The organism is Cohnella phaseoli (genome assembly GCF_003386235.1).
Classification (GTDB): Bacteria; Bacillota; Bacilli; order Paenibacillales; family Paenibacillaceae; genus Cohnella; species Cohnella phaseoli.
The window spans coordinates 1-15,859 of sequence record NZ_QRDZ01000037.1 but is presented as its reverse complement, the minus strand read 5'-3'; the positions used below and the strand labels follow the sequence as shown (position 1 = coordinate 15,859).

At 55.7% G+C, this 15,859-nt stretch carries 12 protein-coding genes; 9 read left to right on the top strand and 3 right to left on the bottom strand.

The window, feature by feature from the left end:
* The first annotated feature begins 510 nt into the window (after nt 1-510).
* The 5 genes from DFP98_RS32230 (at nt 511) to DFP98_RS32210 (ending at nt 5,554) form a co-directional block, all read left to right on the top strand.
* Nucleotides 511-1,491, top strand: coding sequence for an iron-hydroxamate ABC transporter substrate-binding protein (locus tag DFP98_RS32230; protein WP_116064746.1), 981 nt, complete (start codon nt 511-513; stop codon nt 1,489-1,491).
* Between the two features lie 18 nt (nt 1,492-1,509).
* Nucleotides 1,510-2,514 (top strand): FecCD family ABC transporter permease, encoded by a 1,005-nt coding sequence (locus DFP98_RS32225; protein ID WP_116064745.1) that lies wholly within the window; start codon nt 1,510-1,512, stop codon nt 2,512-2,514.
* Complete coding sequence (locus tag DFP98_RS32220) at nt 2,511-3,521, top strand: FecCD family ABC transporter permease (RefSeq protein WP_116064744.1); 1,011 nt, start codon at nt 2,511-2,513, stop codon at nt 3,519-3,521. The genes DFP98_RS32225 and DFP98_RS32220 overlap by 4 nt, the downstream gene beginning before the upstream one ends.
* A gap of 153 nt (nt 3,522-3,674) precedes the next feature.
* Nucleotides 3,675-4,610, top strand: coding sequence for a ribokinase (gene rbsK / locus DFP98_RS32215; RefSeq protein WP_116064743.1), 936 nt, complete (start codon nt 3,675-3,677; stop codon nt 4,608-4,610).
* Nucleotides 4,607-5,554, top strand: a complete 948-nt coding sequence (locus tag DFP98_RS32210; protein ID WP_116064742.1) for a nucleoside hydrolase — start codon at nt 4,607-4,609, stop codon at nt 5,552-5,554. The genes rbsK and DFP98_RS32210 overlap by 4 nt, the downstream gene beginning before the upstream one ends.
* 231 nt (nt 5,555-5,785) lie before the next feature.
* On the opposite strand, the gene DFP98_RS32205 is transcribed toward DFP98_RS32210, so the two are convergent.
* Both DFP98_RS32205 and DFP98_RS32200 read right to left on the bottom strand, forming a co-directional pair.
* Nucleotides 5,786-7,306 carry a response regulator transcription factor gene (locus DFP98_RS32205; RefSeq protein ID WP_116064741.1) on the bottom strand — a complete coding sequence of 507 codons (1,521 nt, stop codon included), beginning with the start codon at nt 7,304-7,306 and terminating at the stop codon, nt 5,786-5,788.
* A 2-nt stretch (nt 7,307-7,308) separates the two neighbouring features.
* On the bottom strand, nt 7,309-9,150 hold the full coding sequence (locus DFP98_RS32200; protein ID WP_181918073.1) for a cache domain-containing sensor histidine kinase: 1,842 nt from the start codon (nt 9,148-9,150) through the stop codon (nt 7,309-7,311).
* Between the two features lie 69 nt (nt 9,151-9,219).
* Here DFP98_RS32200 and DFP98_RS32195 point away from each other — a divergent pair, with 69 nt between their 5' ends.
* From DFP98_RS32195 to DFP98_RS32180, 4 genes are all read left to right on the top strand, one after another.
* Nucleotides 9,220-10,503: an ABC transporter substrate-binding protein gene (locus DFP98_RS32195; RefSeq protein ID WP_116064739.1), complete on the top strand. Its 1,284-nt coding sequence runs from the start codon at nt 9,220-9,222 to the stop codon at nt 10,501-10,503.
* A 151-nt stretch (nt 10,504-10,654) separates the two neighbouring features.
* Nucleotides 10,655-12,340, top strand: coding sequence for an extracellular solute-binding protein (locus DFP98_RS32190; protein ID WP_116064738.1), 1,686 nt, complete (start codon nt 10,655-10,657; stop codon nt 12,338-12,340).
* A gap of 67 nt (nt 12,341-12,407) precedes the next feature.
* Nucleotides 12,408-13,304, top strand: a complete 897-nt coding sequence (locus DFP98_RS32185) for an ABC transporter permease (RefSeq protein WP_116064737.1) — start codon at nt 12,408-12,410, stop codon at nt 13,302-13,304.
* An 18-nt stretch (nt 13,305-13,322) separates the two neighbouring features.
* Nucleotides 13,323-14,198: a carbohydrate ABC transporter permease gene (locus DFP98_RS32180; RefSeq protein WP_116064736.1), complete on the top strand. Its 876-nt coding sequence runs from the start codon at nt 13,323-13,325 to the stop codon at nt 14,196-14,198.
* 25 nt (nt 14,199-14,223) lie between these two features.
* On the opposite strand, the gene DFP98_RS32175 is transcribed toward DFP98_RS32180, so the two are convergent.
* Complete coding sequence (locus DFP98_RS32175; RefSeq protein WP_116064735.1) at nt 14,224-15,336, bottom strand: VanZ family protein; 1,113 nt, start codon at nt 15,334-15,336, stop codon at nt 14,224-14,226.
* Nucleotides 15,337-15,859 lie beyond the last annotated feature (523 nt).

The window sequence follows — 15,859 nt, the reverse complement described above, 5'->3', positions numbered from 1 at the left end:
TTGTCCGCACAGCTTTGCCCTCACGTTACATGCTCTATTGTAGCTATCCTGCTTTTTTCGGTCCAATCCGAATGTTTCCAGCGGCGCAGGCGCAAGCCGACAAGCTGACCGACACTACTCGATCCTGCGTACCCGCGTCACAACAAGCTTATCGACCGAAAGGGTTAATGAGAAGTTTCAAAATTTATGGCCCGATCCGTCATAGGAGGAAACATCGATGCAAACGATGATACAGGGCAGGGCAAACATGAATGCTTGGACGACGGGAAGTATGCTTCGAAAGCTGCAAAAACAGACCAACTGCGCCTTTTGTATGACCGTCGTCTGCAGCCCCGTATGCCTATTTTCCATATCCCCCCTATTGACATCGGATAACCTGCGTCTTACAATGTCTTTTGTGATTATGAGAATCATTCTCAATTTAAGACTGAGCTATACCAGGAATAGGTTGTAGCTCATACCCCTTATGTTCCGAAGAAGTTTGTCATAGAAAAGGGAGAGATCCATTCGATGAAAAAAATGTTCGTTCCGTTGGCAGTAGCCTTGATGCTTGTTATTAGCGCATGCGGAGGCAAAGCAGCCGAGTCGGGAAGTTCATCCAGCCCTTCCGCTCAGCCGTCCTCCGTCGCCCCGTCGGAGTCCGCATCCGCTTCTCCTTCCGACTCGGCTCCTGTCGAAGCGGGAACGATTACTTACCAATCCGAAAACGGCCCCATCGATGTTCCCGCTAACCCGCAGCGCGTCATCGTGCTGTCCTCGTTCGCGGGCAACGTTATGTCGCTTGGCGTGACGCTTGTCGGCGTAGACGAATGGTCCAAGAAAAACCCCCGCTTCGACGCCACGCTTAACAACGTCGAAGCCGTTACCGACGAGGATCTGGAGAAGATCATCGAGCTGGAGCCCGATCTGATCATCGGTCTCTCGGACATCAAGAACGTCGACAAGCTGAAGGAAATCGCCCCTACCGTCACTTACACCTACGGCAAGGTCGACTATTTGACGCAGCAGCTCGAAATTGGAAAGCTGCTGAACAAAGAAGCCGAAGCCAAAGCATGGGTGGACGACTTCAAAGTCCGCGCGGCCAAAGCCGGCGAGGACATTAAGGCGAAGATCGGAGCGGAGGCGACAGTATCGGTCATCGAAGCATTCGATAAGCAAATTTACGTATACGGCGACAACTGGGGACGGGGAACCGAAATTCTCTTCCAGGAGATGAAGCTCGCCATGCCGCAGAAGGTCAAAGACACAGCGCTGAAAGAAGGCTATTATGCGCTCTCGTCCGAGGTCGTGCCCGAATTCGCGGGCGACTATATCATTTTCAGCAAGTTCCCAGGTTCGGACTTGTCGTTCACGGAAACGGAGACATACAAGAACATTCCGGCGGTTAAGAACAACCGAGTATTCGAGGTCAACGCCGAGGAGTTTTACTTCAACGATCCGCTGACGCTGGACTTCCAGCTAGATTTCTTTATCAAGAGTTTCTTGGGATAAACAAAGGATGAGAGACCGATGACCAAAACGCATACGTCCGCATTCGCCTACAAGCTTGGGGGCAGCATCGTCTTTTTTGTCCTGTGCTTCGCGGTTTCATTGCTATTCGGCGCTGCGGATACGACCTATCCCGATTTGTGGCATGCGATCGCCGGCCGCGATATGGGAGATAAAGCGCTCATGCTGCGTGAAATCCGCATTCCCCGAGAGGTCGGCGCGATTCTCGTCGGCTCGGCCTTCGCCGTGTCCGGCGCCGTTATGCAGGGAGTTACTCGCAATCCGTTGGCCGATCCCGGTCTGCTCGGACTGTCGTCAGGCGCCTATCTCGCGCTGGCGGTCGGCATTGCGTTCATCCCCGGCTTGAACTACTTCGGAATTATGACAGCCTGTTTTATCGGAGCCGCCTTCGGGGCCGCTCTCGTTATCACGCTCGGCTCTATGCGGCGGGGCAGCCTGTCCCCGATTCGCCTCGTGCTGGCCGGAGCGGCGGTCTCTGCCTTCTTGTACGCTATTGCGGACGGTCTTGGACTTCTATTCAAAATATCCAAGGACGTTTCCATGTGGACGGCGGGAGGTTTAGTCGGCACGACGTGGGGGCAGCTTCAGGCAATTGCTCCGGTTATTCTCGTCGCTCTCATCGTGACCTTGTTTATGTCCAACCAAGTGACGCTGCTCAGCCTAAGCGACGAAGTCGCCACCGGCCTCGGGCAGAAGCTCGTGCAGATCAAAGCGATCATGTTCGTCCTGATCGTCCTGCTAACCGGCGCCTCTGTCGCGCTCGTCGGCAATATGGCGTTCGTCGGGCTTATGATCCCGCATATCGTTCGCAGATTCGTAGGCACGGACTACCGCTACATTCTTCCCTTTTCTGTATTCGCGGGAGCTTCGTTCATGCTGCTTGCCGATACGATCGGCCGCACGCTTAATTCCCCGTACGAGACACCCGTGGTCGCCGTCGTTGCGATGTTGGGCTTGCCCTTCTTCTTGTTCGTCGTACGCAAAGGAGGCAAAGCTCTCTCATGACCGCTTCTACGCATCCCGTCCGCAGGCTGATTCGCATTCTGCTGATCGGAGCGGCGCTCATCGCCGTTACAGCCGCTATCGGCATGGGGATCGGACGTTCATCCGTATCCTTCGACCGATTGCTCCCCACTCTGTTCGGACAAGGAACGTTTAAGGAGCATTTCGTCGTATTTTCTCTTCGAATGCCGCGCGTCGCGATCACCCTGCTAGCCGGAATGGCGCTGGCGCTGTCCGGTTCTATTCTGCAGAGCGTTACCCGCAACGAGCTGGCCGATCCGGGAGTGATCGGGATCAACTCGGGAGCAGGCATCGGCGTCGCCCTCTTCTTCCTGTACTCCCCGATCGACGTCGGTTCGTTCGTCTATATGCTGCCGCTGGTAGCCTTCTTATCCGCGGTCATTACCGCGATTCTTATTTACGCATTCTCCTACAGTCGCTCGCGAGGTCTTGATCCGATCCGGCTCGTGCTTGTCGGCGTCGGCTTCTCCTTGGCCCTGTCCGGGATGATGATCGTGCTGATCTCCTCCACGGACCGGCAGAAGGTCGACTTCATCGCCAAGTGGCTTGCCGGCAACATCTGGGGCACGGACTGGCCGTTCGTATGGGCGCTGCTTCCGTGGCTCGTGCTGCTCATCCCGTTCACTTTGTTCAAGTCGGTTCGGCTGAACCTGCTCGGACTAAGCGACTCGTCGGCCATCGGCGTGGGGCTGCGGCTGGAGCGAGAGCGCATCGTGCTTCTGCTGGCAGCCGTCGCTTCCGCCGCAGCGGCCGTGTCGGTCACCGGCGGCATCGCGTTCATTGGTTTGATGGCTCCGCACATTGCCAAGGCGCTGGTCGGTCCGCGCAACCAGTTTTTTATCCCCGTGGCCGTCCTGCTGGGCGGGTGGCTGCTGTTGTTAGCGGATACGATCGGACGCAATCTTGTCGATCCTGCCGGCTTGCCCGCAGGCATCATCGTGTCGCTGATCGGAGTGCCGTACTTCGCTTATCTGCTGCTTAGAAAATGAGGAAGAATCGCAAGGAGCCGAGAGGCTCCTTTTTTTCATGCGCGACACAAAAAGTGTACCGGAAATCCTTAAAATAGTAGACCCGCTCTCTTCTATAATGAGGCTATGAACGCCAAGAGGCCCATTTTACAGAGAAAGAGCGTGACAGTACTCATGAAATCCATATGCGTGATCGGAAGCTTGAACTTGGACATAGTCGCGGCCGTCGAACGGTTCCCGCAGCCTGGCGAAACGCTGACCGCAGACGGTTATTCCGTTTTCTTCGGCGGCAAAGGAGGCAATCAAGCGATCGCTCTGGGCCGGCTGGGCGCCAGGGTGAAAATGGCGGGCAAAGTCGGGGACGACATTCATGGGCACGATTACATCCGTCATCTGCGCATGAACGGGGTCGACGTCAGCGGAATCAGCGTTGAAAAAGGAGCCGCGACGGGAACGGCCATGATCTGGGTCGACCGGCAGGGAGAAAATCAGATCGTCGTCTCGGCGGGAGCCAACGGTCTCCTGCAGCCCTCCGATATCGATGCCATGTGGGAGGAGCTCGTCCATTCGGATATTTTTCTGTTCCAGTTGGAGATTCCTATCGGTACGGTCGCTTATGCAGTCAAACGCTTGAAGCAGGCCGGAAAAACGATCGTGCTCGATCCGGCTCCCGCTTCGTTATTGCCGGACGCTATTTTTCGCTATATCGATTATATGACGCCTAACGAAACGGAAATCCGCTACTATGCCGGCAGACAGGAGCGCTACGTTTACCAGTTGAAGGAAGCCGCCGGTTCCCTGCTGCGCAAAGGAGTCGGGACGATCGTCGCCAAAGCCGGAGAAGAAGGCGCTTATTGGATCCGCGAAGCGGAGATGACGCATATCGAGGCTTTCCCTGTGCAGGCGGTCGATACGACGGGAGCCGGGGATTCCTTTAACGCCGGGTTCGCCTACGCGTTGGCTTCGGGGCTGGATGTCGAGGATGCGGTGCGCATCGGCAACGCCGTAGGGGCGCTGTCGGTGCGGCAGGTGGGGGCCCAGTCGGCCATGCCTACGCGCGAGGAATTGGAAAGATTTCTGGAAACTCATCAAAGGGGGATTACGCTATGAGCAGGAGTGAAAAGCTGATTTACCAGCCTTCGGACACGCCCGTGCCGATTCTGCTGGACACCGACATCGGTCCCGATTGCGACGATGCCGGAGCCGTTGCCGTACTGCATGCGTTGGAAAAGTCGGGTCGAGCCCGCATCGTCGGCATGACGCATTGCACGGCCAGCCGTTGGGGCGCAGGCTGTCTCGATGCGCTTAATGTTTATTACGGGCGCGGAGACATTCCGGTCGGCACTTTGCGGCGCTTGCCCGGCTTTCTCGACGATGACGACGTGTTCGGCAAGTACAACAAGCTCGTCGCGCAGCAGTATCCGAACCGCTACGAGCATGGGGAGATGGCCCCCGATGCGACGGAGCTGACGCGCGAGCTTCTCGCTGCGGCGGAAGACGGCTCGATCGTGTTCGTGGCGATCGGACCGCTGGTCAACTTTATGCATTTGCTGCAATCCGAGCCCGACCGGCATTCGGACTTGAATGGAAGAGAGCTGGTCGCGCGCAAGGCCAAGCATCTGGTCATTATGGGAGGGTTGTTCCCCGAGGGCAAAGAGTGGAATTTTGAGATGCACCCTCAAGCAGCCGCCTACGTGACAAAGCACTGGCCGACCGAGATCACGTTCACCGGCTACGAGATCGGAGCGGAAATCCGCACCGGACGCCGGCTTCACATCGATGCCCCTGCCGACCATCCGGTGAGAAGAAGCTACAATGCCTGGTACGGCGGCGAAGGCGGCATTCGCGAGAGCTGGGATCTGACGGCTGTGCTGTACGCTGCGGAAGGAGCCTCCGACTACTGGGACATCGTCCGCGGCACGATTGAGGTGGACGCCGAGAGCGGCGCCAACTGCTGGCTCCCGGATACGGACGGACGCCACGCCTACCTCTCGCGCAAAATGGACCCCGAGAAGCTGACCGAGCTTCTGGACGAGCTTCTCGTTCGCTATTGAGGCTTACGGTGGGGGGGCTTTGGCCGGGCGCGAGCGCAGCTCGCTCTCGTGCATCAGCTTACCCACCGTGTTACATCCAATAATTCACACATCTTCTCCACTCGATAGCCTTTTTTAGAATGGCGAGTTCCTCTTTGAGATCCTGGATCGTGCGCTCGCTGGAATGCGGTCTCTCCTTACTCATACCGGACACGTCTTTTTCTTGTTGTCTTCGTTATCTACCATCCTCCTTCACCCCTCAACCTGACGCTGGCGAAAATCCGCCGGAGTGAAGCCCGTCTCCTTCTTAAACACTTTATAAAAATACTTCGTATTCTCGTATCCGATCATGACCGAAATGCGGTCGACCCGATATTTGGTTGTAAGCAACAGATGCTTAGCCCGCTCCATGCGAATTCGGCGCAAGTAGTCCTGAAACGTCTCTCCCGTCTTCTCCTTGAACATGACGCTCAAGTAGACCGGATGAAGAAAAAAGCGGTCCGCCACCTCCTCCAGCGTCAGCTGTTGGGCGGAATGGCGGTCGATATAGTGCTTGATCTGCTGCGCCAGCTCCGCCCCTTTGGCCGTTCGGCTCGGCACTTGGGCGACCGTGTCGCGCACGAGCTGCAGGAAGTGCTTCTCCAATGCCTGGGCATCCGGCTCGTAGCTCAGCTGAGACAGCGTCTCCAGACCGGAATCCGGAGTGATCCGATGAACCTCGCCCAAGTGCTCGACGATGCGATGGTATAGCGTCCGGCAGATCTTCCTGACCCGCCGCATCGTAAAAACCTCCATGCTGCGGAATTCGGCGAACAGCTCCCCTGCAAGACGAAGCGCCTGTGCTTCGTTGCCCTCCTCCAGTTCATAGAGGAAATCTTCGACACGGGACCAGCGCCACTCCGCTCCCCCATCCGCTTCCTTCCCGCCATCTCCCCGACCCGCCTCCGCTCGTTGGATGCCTGCCGTTCTTCCAAAAGGCAAGCTTTCCAGCAGTGACACCGCCTCGCGATAGGCTCTGGGCAGAGCTTGGACGGACGAGCACTCGCTGCTAATGGCGGCAACGACGCCCTCTTCACCCGCTAAGCAGGCATACAGCTTGGAGGAGGCCGCTTGCCTTCCGACAGAAATGTCCGAGCAGACGAGAACAGTCGTGCCAGGCATGTCCGGGTGGAGAAACCGAACACAGCCTTCCGGCAGCCGAACGGCAGCCGTGACAGAGCCAAGCGCGACGGCAGCTGCGAAAGAGCCTGCCGATAGCAGACGCCGCATGGGCTCGGACGAATAGGCTTCTATACGCAAAGACGTCTCGTCGTCGGAATTCCGGCACAGCCAGGTTGCGAAGCGTACAAGATCAAGCTCCAATTCGATGCCCGTCGCGTTTCTTCGGCTCAGACGGGTCTGCTCGATCCGTTCGATCGCCTTCGTCAACGCCTGACGCAGCTCGCTGTCGTCAAAAGGCTTCAGAATGTAACCCGCCGCGCTGGAGACGATTGCCTCTCTGGTATATTCGAAATCCGAATAGCCGCTAATGACGATAAGCTGCGCTTCCGAGCGTCTCTCGGTAACGGCTTGAAGAAACTGAACGCCGTCCATCACCGGCATGCGCATATCGGTCAGGACGATGTCGGGTTTCTCCCGCTCGACCAGCATCAGCCCCTCCTCCCCGTCCTCGGCTTCTCCGACCCAGGCCAGCGGCAGCTCGAGGGAGGAAATTTTTTTAATGATCGCTTTGCGAATAAGCATCTCATCGTCGATGACCACATATCTGTACATAGCTATGATGCCCCTTTCGGAAAGTGATCGGATGAGCCACTTCGCTCTGCGGGGAGCCCGCCGACGTCAGACTCCGGCCCGGGCAGCCGGATCAGCACGGCCGTTCCCCGGTGCTCCTCGCTGTCTACCTCTATCCCGTAGTCGGGCCCGTAGTACAGCGCGATTCGCGCATGAACATTGTACAGCCCGATGGATCGAACGTCGTTCGTCCCAGGATTCAGCTCCTCGAACTCGGCCGTACGGCCAAGCATGGCCCGCACCTCCTCCAGCCTGTCCGCCGGAATGCCGACCCCGTCGTCCCGCACCTCCACGCGAATGCCGTCCTCCTGCTCCCAGGCCCGGATACTTACCGTGCCGTAACCTTTCTTCTTCTCGATCCCGTGGTACACCGCATTCTCTACGATCGGCTGAAGAATCAGCTTCAGTACTTTACACTCTTCAAGTTCCTTAGGGATGTCCGTCTCCAGACGTATTTTATCGCCGTAGCGGAACGATTGGATCGTCATATAGTTGTGAACGTGGCCAAGCTCCTCGCTCAGCGCAACCAGATCGCGGTTGATTTTGATGCTGTAGCGGAACATGTCGCCGAGCGCCTTGGACATGACAGAGAGGCTGTGCACTTCCTCCAGCACGGCGATACTGTTCATCGTGGCCAGCGTGTTGAACAGGAAGTGCGAGTTGATCTGGGCCTCAAGCGCCTTCATTTTGGAGGACATGGCGATAAATTGATTGTGATATTTTTCCCGGATTAATGTATCGATCTCCTGCAGCATCGTAAAATAACGATTATACAAAATGCCGACTTCGTCCGTTCTTCGTTCGTACCGCTCCTGCCTCGGGGGCAGATGACCTGTCGGATAACGCTTCATCATCTGTGCCATCCGGTTCACCGGCTTGGAGAAGGCGTTCGCGATCCATAGCGACAAACCGACGGCTAGAACCGCCCAGATGATCCCCAGCCACAAGGCAAAGCGCGAGGTGTCGCGAATCTCTCCGGTGACCGCATCGAGCGAAACCGCGATGACCATGTGCCAGTCGTATTCCGAAAATGTATTATGAAGAACAAGCATATTGGTCCTGGAATCTACCCGGCTGCCGATGCCGACGGCCGACGCCGCCCATTCCTCGTCCAGCTCGCCTTCGCCGTACAACCGATTGCCGATGCCGTTGAGCAAGTAGATCCGCTGCTCCGCCAGCATCCCCTCGCTCAATTCGTCGAACAGGCTCAGACTGCAATTGATAAGCAGCACGCCGATTCTCCGGTTCGTCGACGGCTCGTACAGCGCCCGCGAGAAGGCGATAGACGGATTGCCGGACAGCAGGAAATCCTGCTGTTGAACCTCTCCGACGATCATCTTGCCCTGAGTGCGAATCGTGTCCCGATACCACGCCGAGGAAAGGGGAACATAGTCGGGCTTTAGCTCGGAGCCCTTCGTATTGGCGAACACCGTGCCGTCTTCCGCGAAAACGTACAATCCTTCAATATAGTCGTGATTCAACAGCAAGCTTTCCGTCGCCTTTTTGAACTCGCGAGTATGACTCAGCCGGTCGTAGGTGTCGACGCTCCCGTTCTCCGCATGTTGGCCGAGAAACGACAAAATCGTATCGGTATCGGACATTTGCTGGTATGCCAAATAAGCGGATACGCGGCCGATCTCCTCCAAACGGTTCGTCATCCTCAAAGAGGAACGGTCCAGCAGGTTCATGGACACTTCCCGCACCTGATTCTCTACGAGGGCGCCGTAATTCCGGTTCGTCACGACAACGACGATCGCGATCGGAATCAGAGACAACAGCAAGAGCGCGACGAGCAAACGATTTTTGAGTCCCCAAGCAAACTTCATTCGCATCTTCTCCGAGATCGCGTTTTTATTTATAATAGTAGCATACTTCAACTGGGCCGAGGTGACACGATGAAGCGAATAAGACGGATGGGTCCCCCTTTGCTTCTGGCGCTGATCGTCGTTTCGGGCTGTGCAAGGCCCCTCGCCGCGGTACAACCGACGCCGGACGCCGTAACTTTGAAATATATGCATATGGGTGTAGCTTCCGACGGCAGGGATCATAACCGCTATGTCATGCAAGCGTTTCCAAATTTGGTTGAAGAACGCTATCCGGACATTCGCATCAAGACGGAAATGCTGCCCGAAGACGCCTATACCAAATCCATGCTCATGCAGCTTTCCGCCGGCGAAGGTCCCGATTTCTTCGAATGGTGGCCGATGCGGCAGCTGGAGGAGCTTGTCAGAGCCGGGTACTTGCAGGACCTTACCGGCATGGATATTCTAGATTCCTTCTCTCCCGAAGCTCTCGAAGGGTTTACCGTGAACGGCCGGGTATACGGTCTCCCCAAAGGCTTCAGCATGATGGGAGCCTGGTACAACAAGGACATGCTAGAACAGCATGGCTACCGAGAATGGCCGCAGGACTGGAACGGATTTCTTGAGCTGTGCGAAACACTGAAACGCGAAGGAGTAACGCCGATCGTCATGCCGGGTAAAGACTGGTGGTTCCTGCAATTCGGACTGTACCCGCTGGCGGCGTCGGTGGTCTATCCCGAGGATCCCGACTTCGACAAACGTCTTCTGGAAGGTACAGCAACATTCGCCGGATCGAAATGGCGCGACGTACTGCACATGTACAAGCTGCTGTACGACCAAGGCTATATCGCTCCCGATTCCTTGGAGACCGGGGCGGCGCAAGCGGCTGCTTGGTTTAACGACGGGCGCGCGGCCATCGTCTTTGGAGGCAATTGGGATTACGACAGCTTAACCGTATCGGACCGCTCCTCATTCGAACGAGACTTCATGCCCTTACCGGGCAACGCTCCGGGAGAGCCTTTGTTCCTATCCGTAGGGCCCGCCGGAGGAACGGTCATCAGCAAAAATACCCGCAATCTGCCGGAGACGCTGGACGCGCTGGCTTACCAGTTTGATCCTTCTACTCCCCTGTACGAGGAGTTCAAGCGGCAATACCGCGTGTTTCCGATGTTTGCGGGAGAAGAATTAGGCATAGCCGAGTTCGCCGAATATACGTCGCTCATGCGCAACGGACGGTCCGTTCCGTTCAGCAACCAGGCTTGGCCGGTGGGCGTCGCGGAAGCGCTGTGTACCGGACTTCAGGACTGGCTTGCGGGCAAGGGAGACGCCGACGCAATTCTTGCGGCGATGGACCGGGCGTTGCTCAGAGCACGCTGAGAACGACCTTTGGAAAGTATACTTCAACTCCTTAAAAGAATAGACTCCCCGCCTTCTATAATGATGACCATAAACACATCGACGTGTTTACGGTCATCTTTCCGTTAGACGGGGTCACAACCATTCCACAAAACACAATGGAGGTAACGGTATGAAAGGACAAAAGATTCGCGGCATGGCAACGGCATCTCTGGCATTCCTGCTCGTATTCTCGACCGCATGCTCGCAGAAGGAGAACGGTGCGTCCACAGAGCCGTCCGCGGCGGCGCAAACCGGAAGCGCTTCCCCAAGCGCGGAGCAATCGCAACAAACGAATGAGGATCCGTTCGGCAAATACGATCCTCCGATCGAGGTGTCGGTCGTCAGCTCGACGGGCACGAACGTGCTGTTCGCGGACGGCGAGAGCATCAACGACAACATCATGACTCGCACCTACAAAGATATCCTCGGCATTCAGTTCGTGAACAAGTGGGTGTCCGACGCTTCCCAGACCGTCGAGAAGATGAACCTGTCCATCAACACCAACAATCTTCCCGACATCTCCAAGGTCGATCTGAACCAGCTGCACCGCATGATCAAGCAGGATCAATTGGCCGACCTGACCGAGGTTTACGAGAAGTACGCTTCCCCTCTGCTGCGCAAAGCGATGGAATACGGCGGAGGTGAAGGCTTCGAGGCTGCGAGCCTGAACGGCAAAATCTTCGGAATGCCCGTCCCGGTCGACTATTACGAGAACGTAGCGATCATGTACATTCGTCAAGACTGGCTGGATAAGCTGAAGCTTCAGGCGCCGAAGACGATCGACGAGCTGGTGAATGTCGCTACCGCCTTCGCTCAGCAGGATCCCGATGGCAACGGCAAACCGGACACGTACGGCATTGCGCTGGATAATGCGCTGGGCATGGGCTTCGACGGCATATCGGCCGCCTTCAAGGCATACAAGGGTCTCTGGATCAAGGATAGCTCCGGCAAGCTGGCCTATGGCAGCGTTCAGCCGGAGATGAAGGACGCTCTAGCCAAGCTGCAGGAGCTGTATAAGACGAAAGCGATCGATCCCGAATTCGGAGCCAAGGATTGGGGCAAGACGGCCGACGATATCGGCGCGGGCAAGGGCGGCATCTACTTCGGAGCTTTCTGGCAGCCGCTGTATCCGCTATCTACGACGATGACTCATACGCCGGATTCCGATTGGAAGGCTTACCCGATTCCTGTCGGAGCGGACGGCACCGTCGTGCCGAAGCGAGCGACAAACGTCTACAACTGGATGGTCGCCCGCAAGGATATGGAACACCCGGAAGCACTCGTTAAATCGATGAATTTATGGGCGGAAATGTGGATTGAAGGCGGCAAGTATAACGATCTGTTCTACAAAGAAATTCAAGGCAGCGAGAAATACAAAGGCAAGGAAATTCACCAATACGCCAAGCCTTACTTCTTCGACGATCCTGGCAAAAACATGGTCATCGGCAAACAGTTCAAAGCGGCCATGGAAAAGGACGATGGCTCGCTCGTTACTCATCCGGACGGACAATGGAAGTGGGAAGCTTATAAGAACAACGAGCCGAACGGCTGGGCGTTCATGAAGTACTTGTCCGAATCCGAATCGGTGCTGGAGCAATACGGAGAAAATTACGTCCATCAAGCGTTCCTCGGAGCGCCGACGGACACGATGGTCAAGCGGCTAGCCAACCTGAACAAGATCGAGTCGGAGACGTTCACGAAGATTATTATGGGCAATGCGGGTGTCGACGAATTCGATAAGTTCGTCAAGCAGTGGAACCAGCTTGGCGGTGAGAACATCACGGAGGAAGTCAACGCCTGGGCGGCATCCAAGTAACAGGGTCAAAGCGCGGAGCTTCGTCTGACAGGCAAGCTCCGCGCCTCTCTGGCGGAGGTACGGAAACATGAAAATTACGAGGAAAGACCGGACATTCTTCCATCTGCTGCTGGCGCCGGGCATGCTGATTCTGCTCTTGTTCGCCTATCTGCCGATGATCGGCATCGTTATCGCTTTCCAGGAATTTAATCCGATGCAAGGCTTCTTCAAATCGGAATGGGTCGGACTGGAGCATGTACGCTTCCTGTTCGAGCTTCCGGATACGATGCAAACCGTACGCAATACGGTTGAAATTTCTCTGATGAAAATCGTAGCCGGACTGGTCGTCCCGATCTCATTCGCGCTGCTGCTTAACGAGGCCCGCATCGTGTGGTTCAAACGCACGGTGCAAAGCCTCGTCTATTTGCCCCATTTTCTATCCTGGGTCATTCTCGGCGGCATTCTGATCGACGTCCTCTCCATTAACGGAGGTGTATTTAATCAGATCGCGGCCTCGCTTGGCCTCGACCCGATCTTCTTCTTCGGAGATGAAACATGGTTCAGAGTCATGCTGATCGTTACCGACGTCTGGAAGGAATTCGGCTTCTCGACAATTGTTTATTTGGCGGCTTTGACGGGAATTAATCCCGCGCTGTACGAGGCGGCCTCAATCGATGGAGCGAGCCGCTGGCAGCGGGTTGTCTACATTACGCTGCCCGGCATCCTGCCCGTCGTCGTACTGATGTCTACCTTAAGCCTCGGCAACGTGCTCAATGCCGGTTTCGACCAGATTTTCAACCTGTACAATCCGATGGTCATCGGCACTGCGGACATTATCGACACTTATATTTATCGCATGGGCCTCATTCAGGCGCAATACGGGCTGGCCACGGCTATCGGACTGATGAAATCGATAATCGGGTTCGCGCTGATCGTCACCTCGTATCGGCTGGCTTATCGCTATGCGAATTACCGCATTTTCTAAAGGACGGAGCGACGCTATATGAGAATACGCCTGCACCGCTTCCAGGCTTTCGACCTCTTGAATTACGTCTTGCTGGCCGCCGTGTCTCTGCTCTGTCTCGTTCCGATCTGGCACATCGCCATGGTCTCCTTGAGCGGGGAGGGGCCGGCCAATCAATACATCGTCGGACTGCTCCCGATCGAATTCAACTTCAACTCGTATGTCAGCATTTTGCGGTTGGATAAATTTTGGGACGCATTCGGCGTGTCGACGACGCGGGTGCTGCTGGGCGGCTTGATCAATTTTCTGCTGACCGTTATGATGGCTTACCCGCTATCCAAGGAAAGCAGCTACTTCCGAAGCCGCAGCATCTACATCTGGGCGCTTGTCTTCACGATGCTGTTCAGCGGCGGACTCATTCCGGCGTACATGGTAATCAACGAGCTGCATCTTATCGATACGATCTGGGCGCTTGTTCTTCCCGGGGCCGTTCCCGTGTTCAACGTCATTCTGATGATCAACTTCATGCGGCAGCTGCCCAAAGAGCTTGAGGAAGCCTGTCTCGTCGACGGAGCGTCGCAATGGGCGATCATGACGCGGATCTACGTGCCGCTGTCGCTGCCTGTCATCGCGACCGTTACTCTGTTCAGCGTGGTCGGCCACTGGAACTCCTGGTTCGACGGGCTGATCTACATGAATCAGACGTCGAACTATCCGCTGCAAACTTATTTGCACGTCGTGCTTGCTTCCCGCAATCTGGTGAACGCCGACCAGAATTCGGTCATGGCTTCGCTGACGAACCGGTCCGCGATCTCGGCGCAGATCATCTTGGCATCGCTGCCGATTTTGATCGTCTACCCGTTCCTCCAGCGCTTTTTTATCCATGGAATCGTGATGGGCTCGGTGAAGGAATAAAACCTTCCGCGGCTCGGACGCCTCATTAGGGGGTTGTCCGGGCCTGCTCGCTTTTGGCCGTTATGATATGGTATGTGCCGCTCTTCTCCTCATATATCAATCGGCGGTTCCGATTGAAGAGGCAGCGCAAGAAGTGAATGGCAATCGCCAGGTTGAAAATGAACAGAACTAGCGCGAACAGCATCATGAGGATCGGCGATATCGCATGTACGCCCGACCGAATAAACGCGACGTTGGCCCCTCCCGCCAATAAGTAGAGGAGTCCGTACCTCGCTGTCAGCTCCCGCAAGGAGATCCGTTCCCCTTGACCCTTCAGCCGAATCCTCACCAGCCACTTGCCCGCCGTCAACCCGTTGGTCATATAAGGAAGCACAATAAAGTACGCGACGACAATTAGAACGTAGGAATAGGGCACGTGCACAACGGACAGCACGGCAAAGGGCGGAAGCAGAATGGCCCAATCGAACAGGAAGGCGATCCCCCTCTGTGTGTAGGAGACCCGTTTCTGGGACAGGTTCGTATGCTCGTCCAGCTTGTCGATCCGAGGCAGCCACCTGCCGAGCCACTCGGCAAACACGAAGCCGATCATTCCCCCCAGCGCGTTCATCATTAAGTCGTCCACGTCGAACAACCGATACGGATAATCGTAGATCCCGTAAATTCCGGTAACCTGAGTAATTTCGAAAAACAGCGACAGCCCTAACGTACACAGCAGACAGACCGCCCAGCGCGTGCGAAAATAATGCCTCATGAACATCCCGAACGGAACCGTCAGCAGCACGTTGAATACGACCTGTAGGAAGGCTCTCTCCTTCAGCAGATGAATATAGGTGCTGGGACTGGCCAGCCTCACCGCGGTTTCCCTGACAATATCCGTGACAAAATGGAACGGAATCCACTGCGCGTACGATTCCGCCTTCGGCGGGGAGTTGTGGATCGATTCGGGAAGGGGCAGAATAATCAGGTAAAAGGCGTTCATCAGATACAGCAAAAACAAATACAGAATCAACGCTCTGTATTTATGGATGTACCCGTGTCGCCGGTATTGCACGATCAGAAAAGGCAGCGTGAACAGCGCCGCCGCGATCGGAAACGTATAGAACGCATAGGAAATCGGAAACAAGTAAAAATCCAGCATCGACACAAGCTCCTGCCATAAGGAATAGGGAATCTTTCTACTAATCTACCTTTACCAAATTATGAGGAAGCTATGCAACTATTGCAAATGGATTTGAGCGCAAAAAAACAAGAGGCCATCTCATAAGTAGGGTCGTATAAGATGATCGCTCAAGAAAAAGCGCATGTTCTCCTGGGGTGTGGGGGGGCCAAAAATGTGCCTCGGCGGGCACGGGGCCGGTGAGTGGAGACCAAAAATGTGCCTTGGCCGGCACGGCGCCGGTGAGCGGAGACCAAAAATGTGCCTTGGCCGGCACGGGGCCGGCGAGCGGAGGCCAAAAATGTCACTAGTCATGCATCAAACCTGACATAATAGTCGAAGGGTGAGGCTTAATCCAATATTGTGATTTGATTTCATATTTTTCCATTTGATTTTCTTCCCAGTAAGGCAAAAAATCAGAGCAGGAACAGGAGACGCGATTTTCCACAAAATTGGATATTCATTTATCTTTGCCTAACGTAGTATGACGCGCTGATTCTCCTCG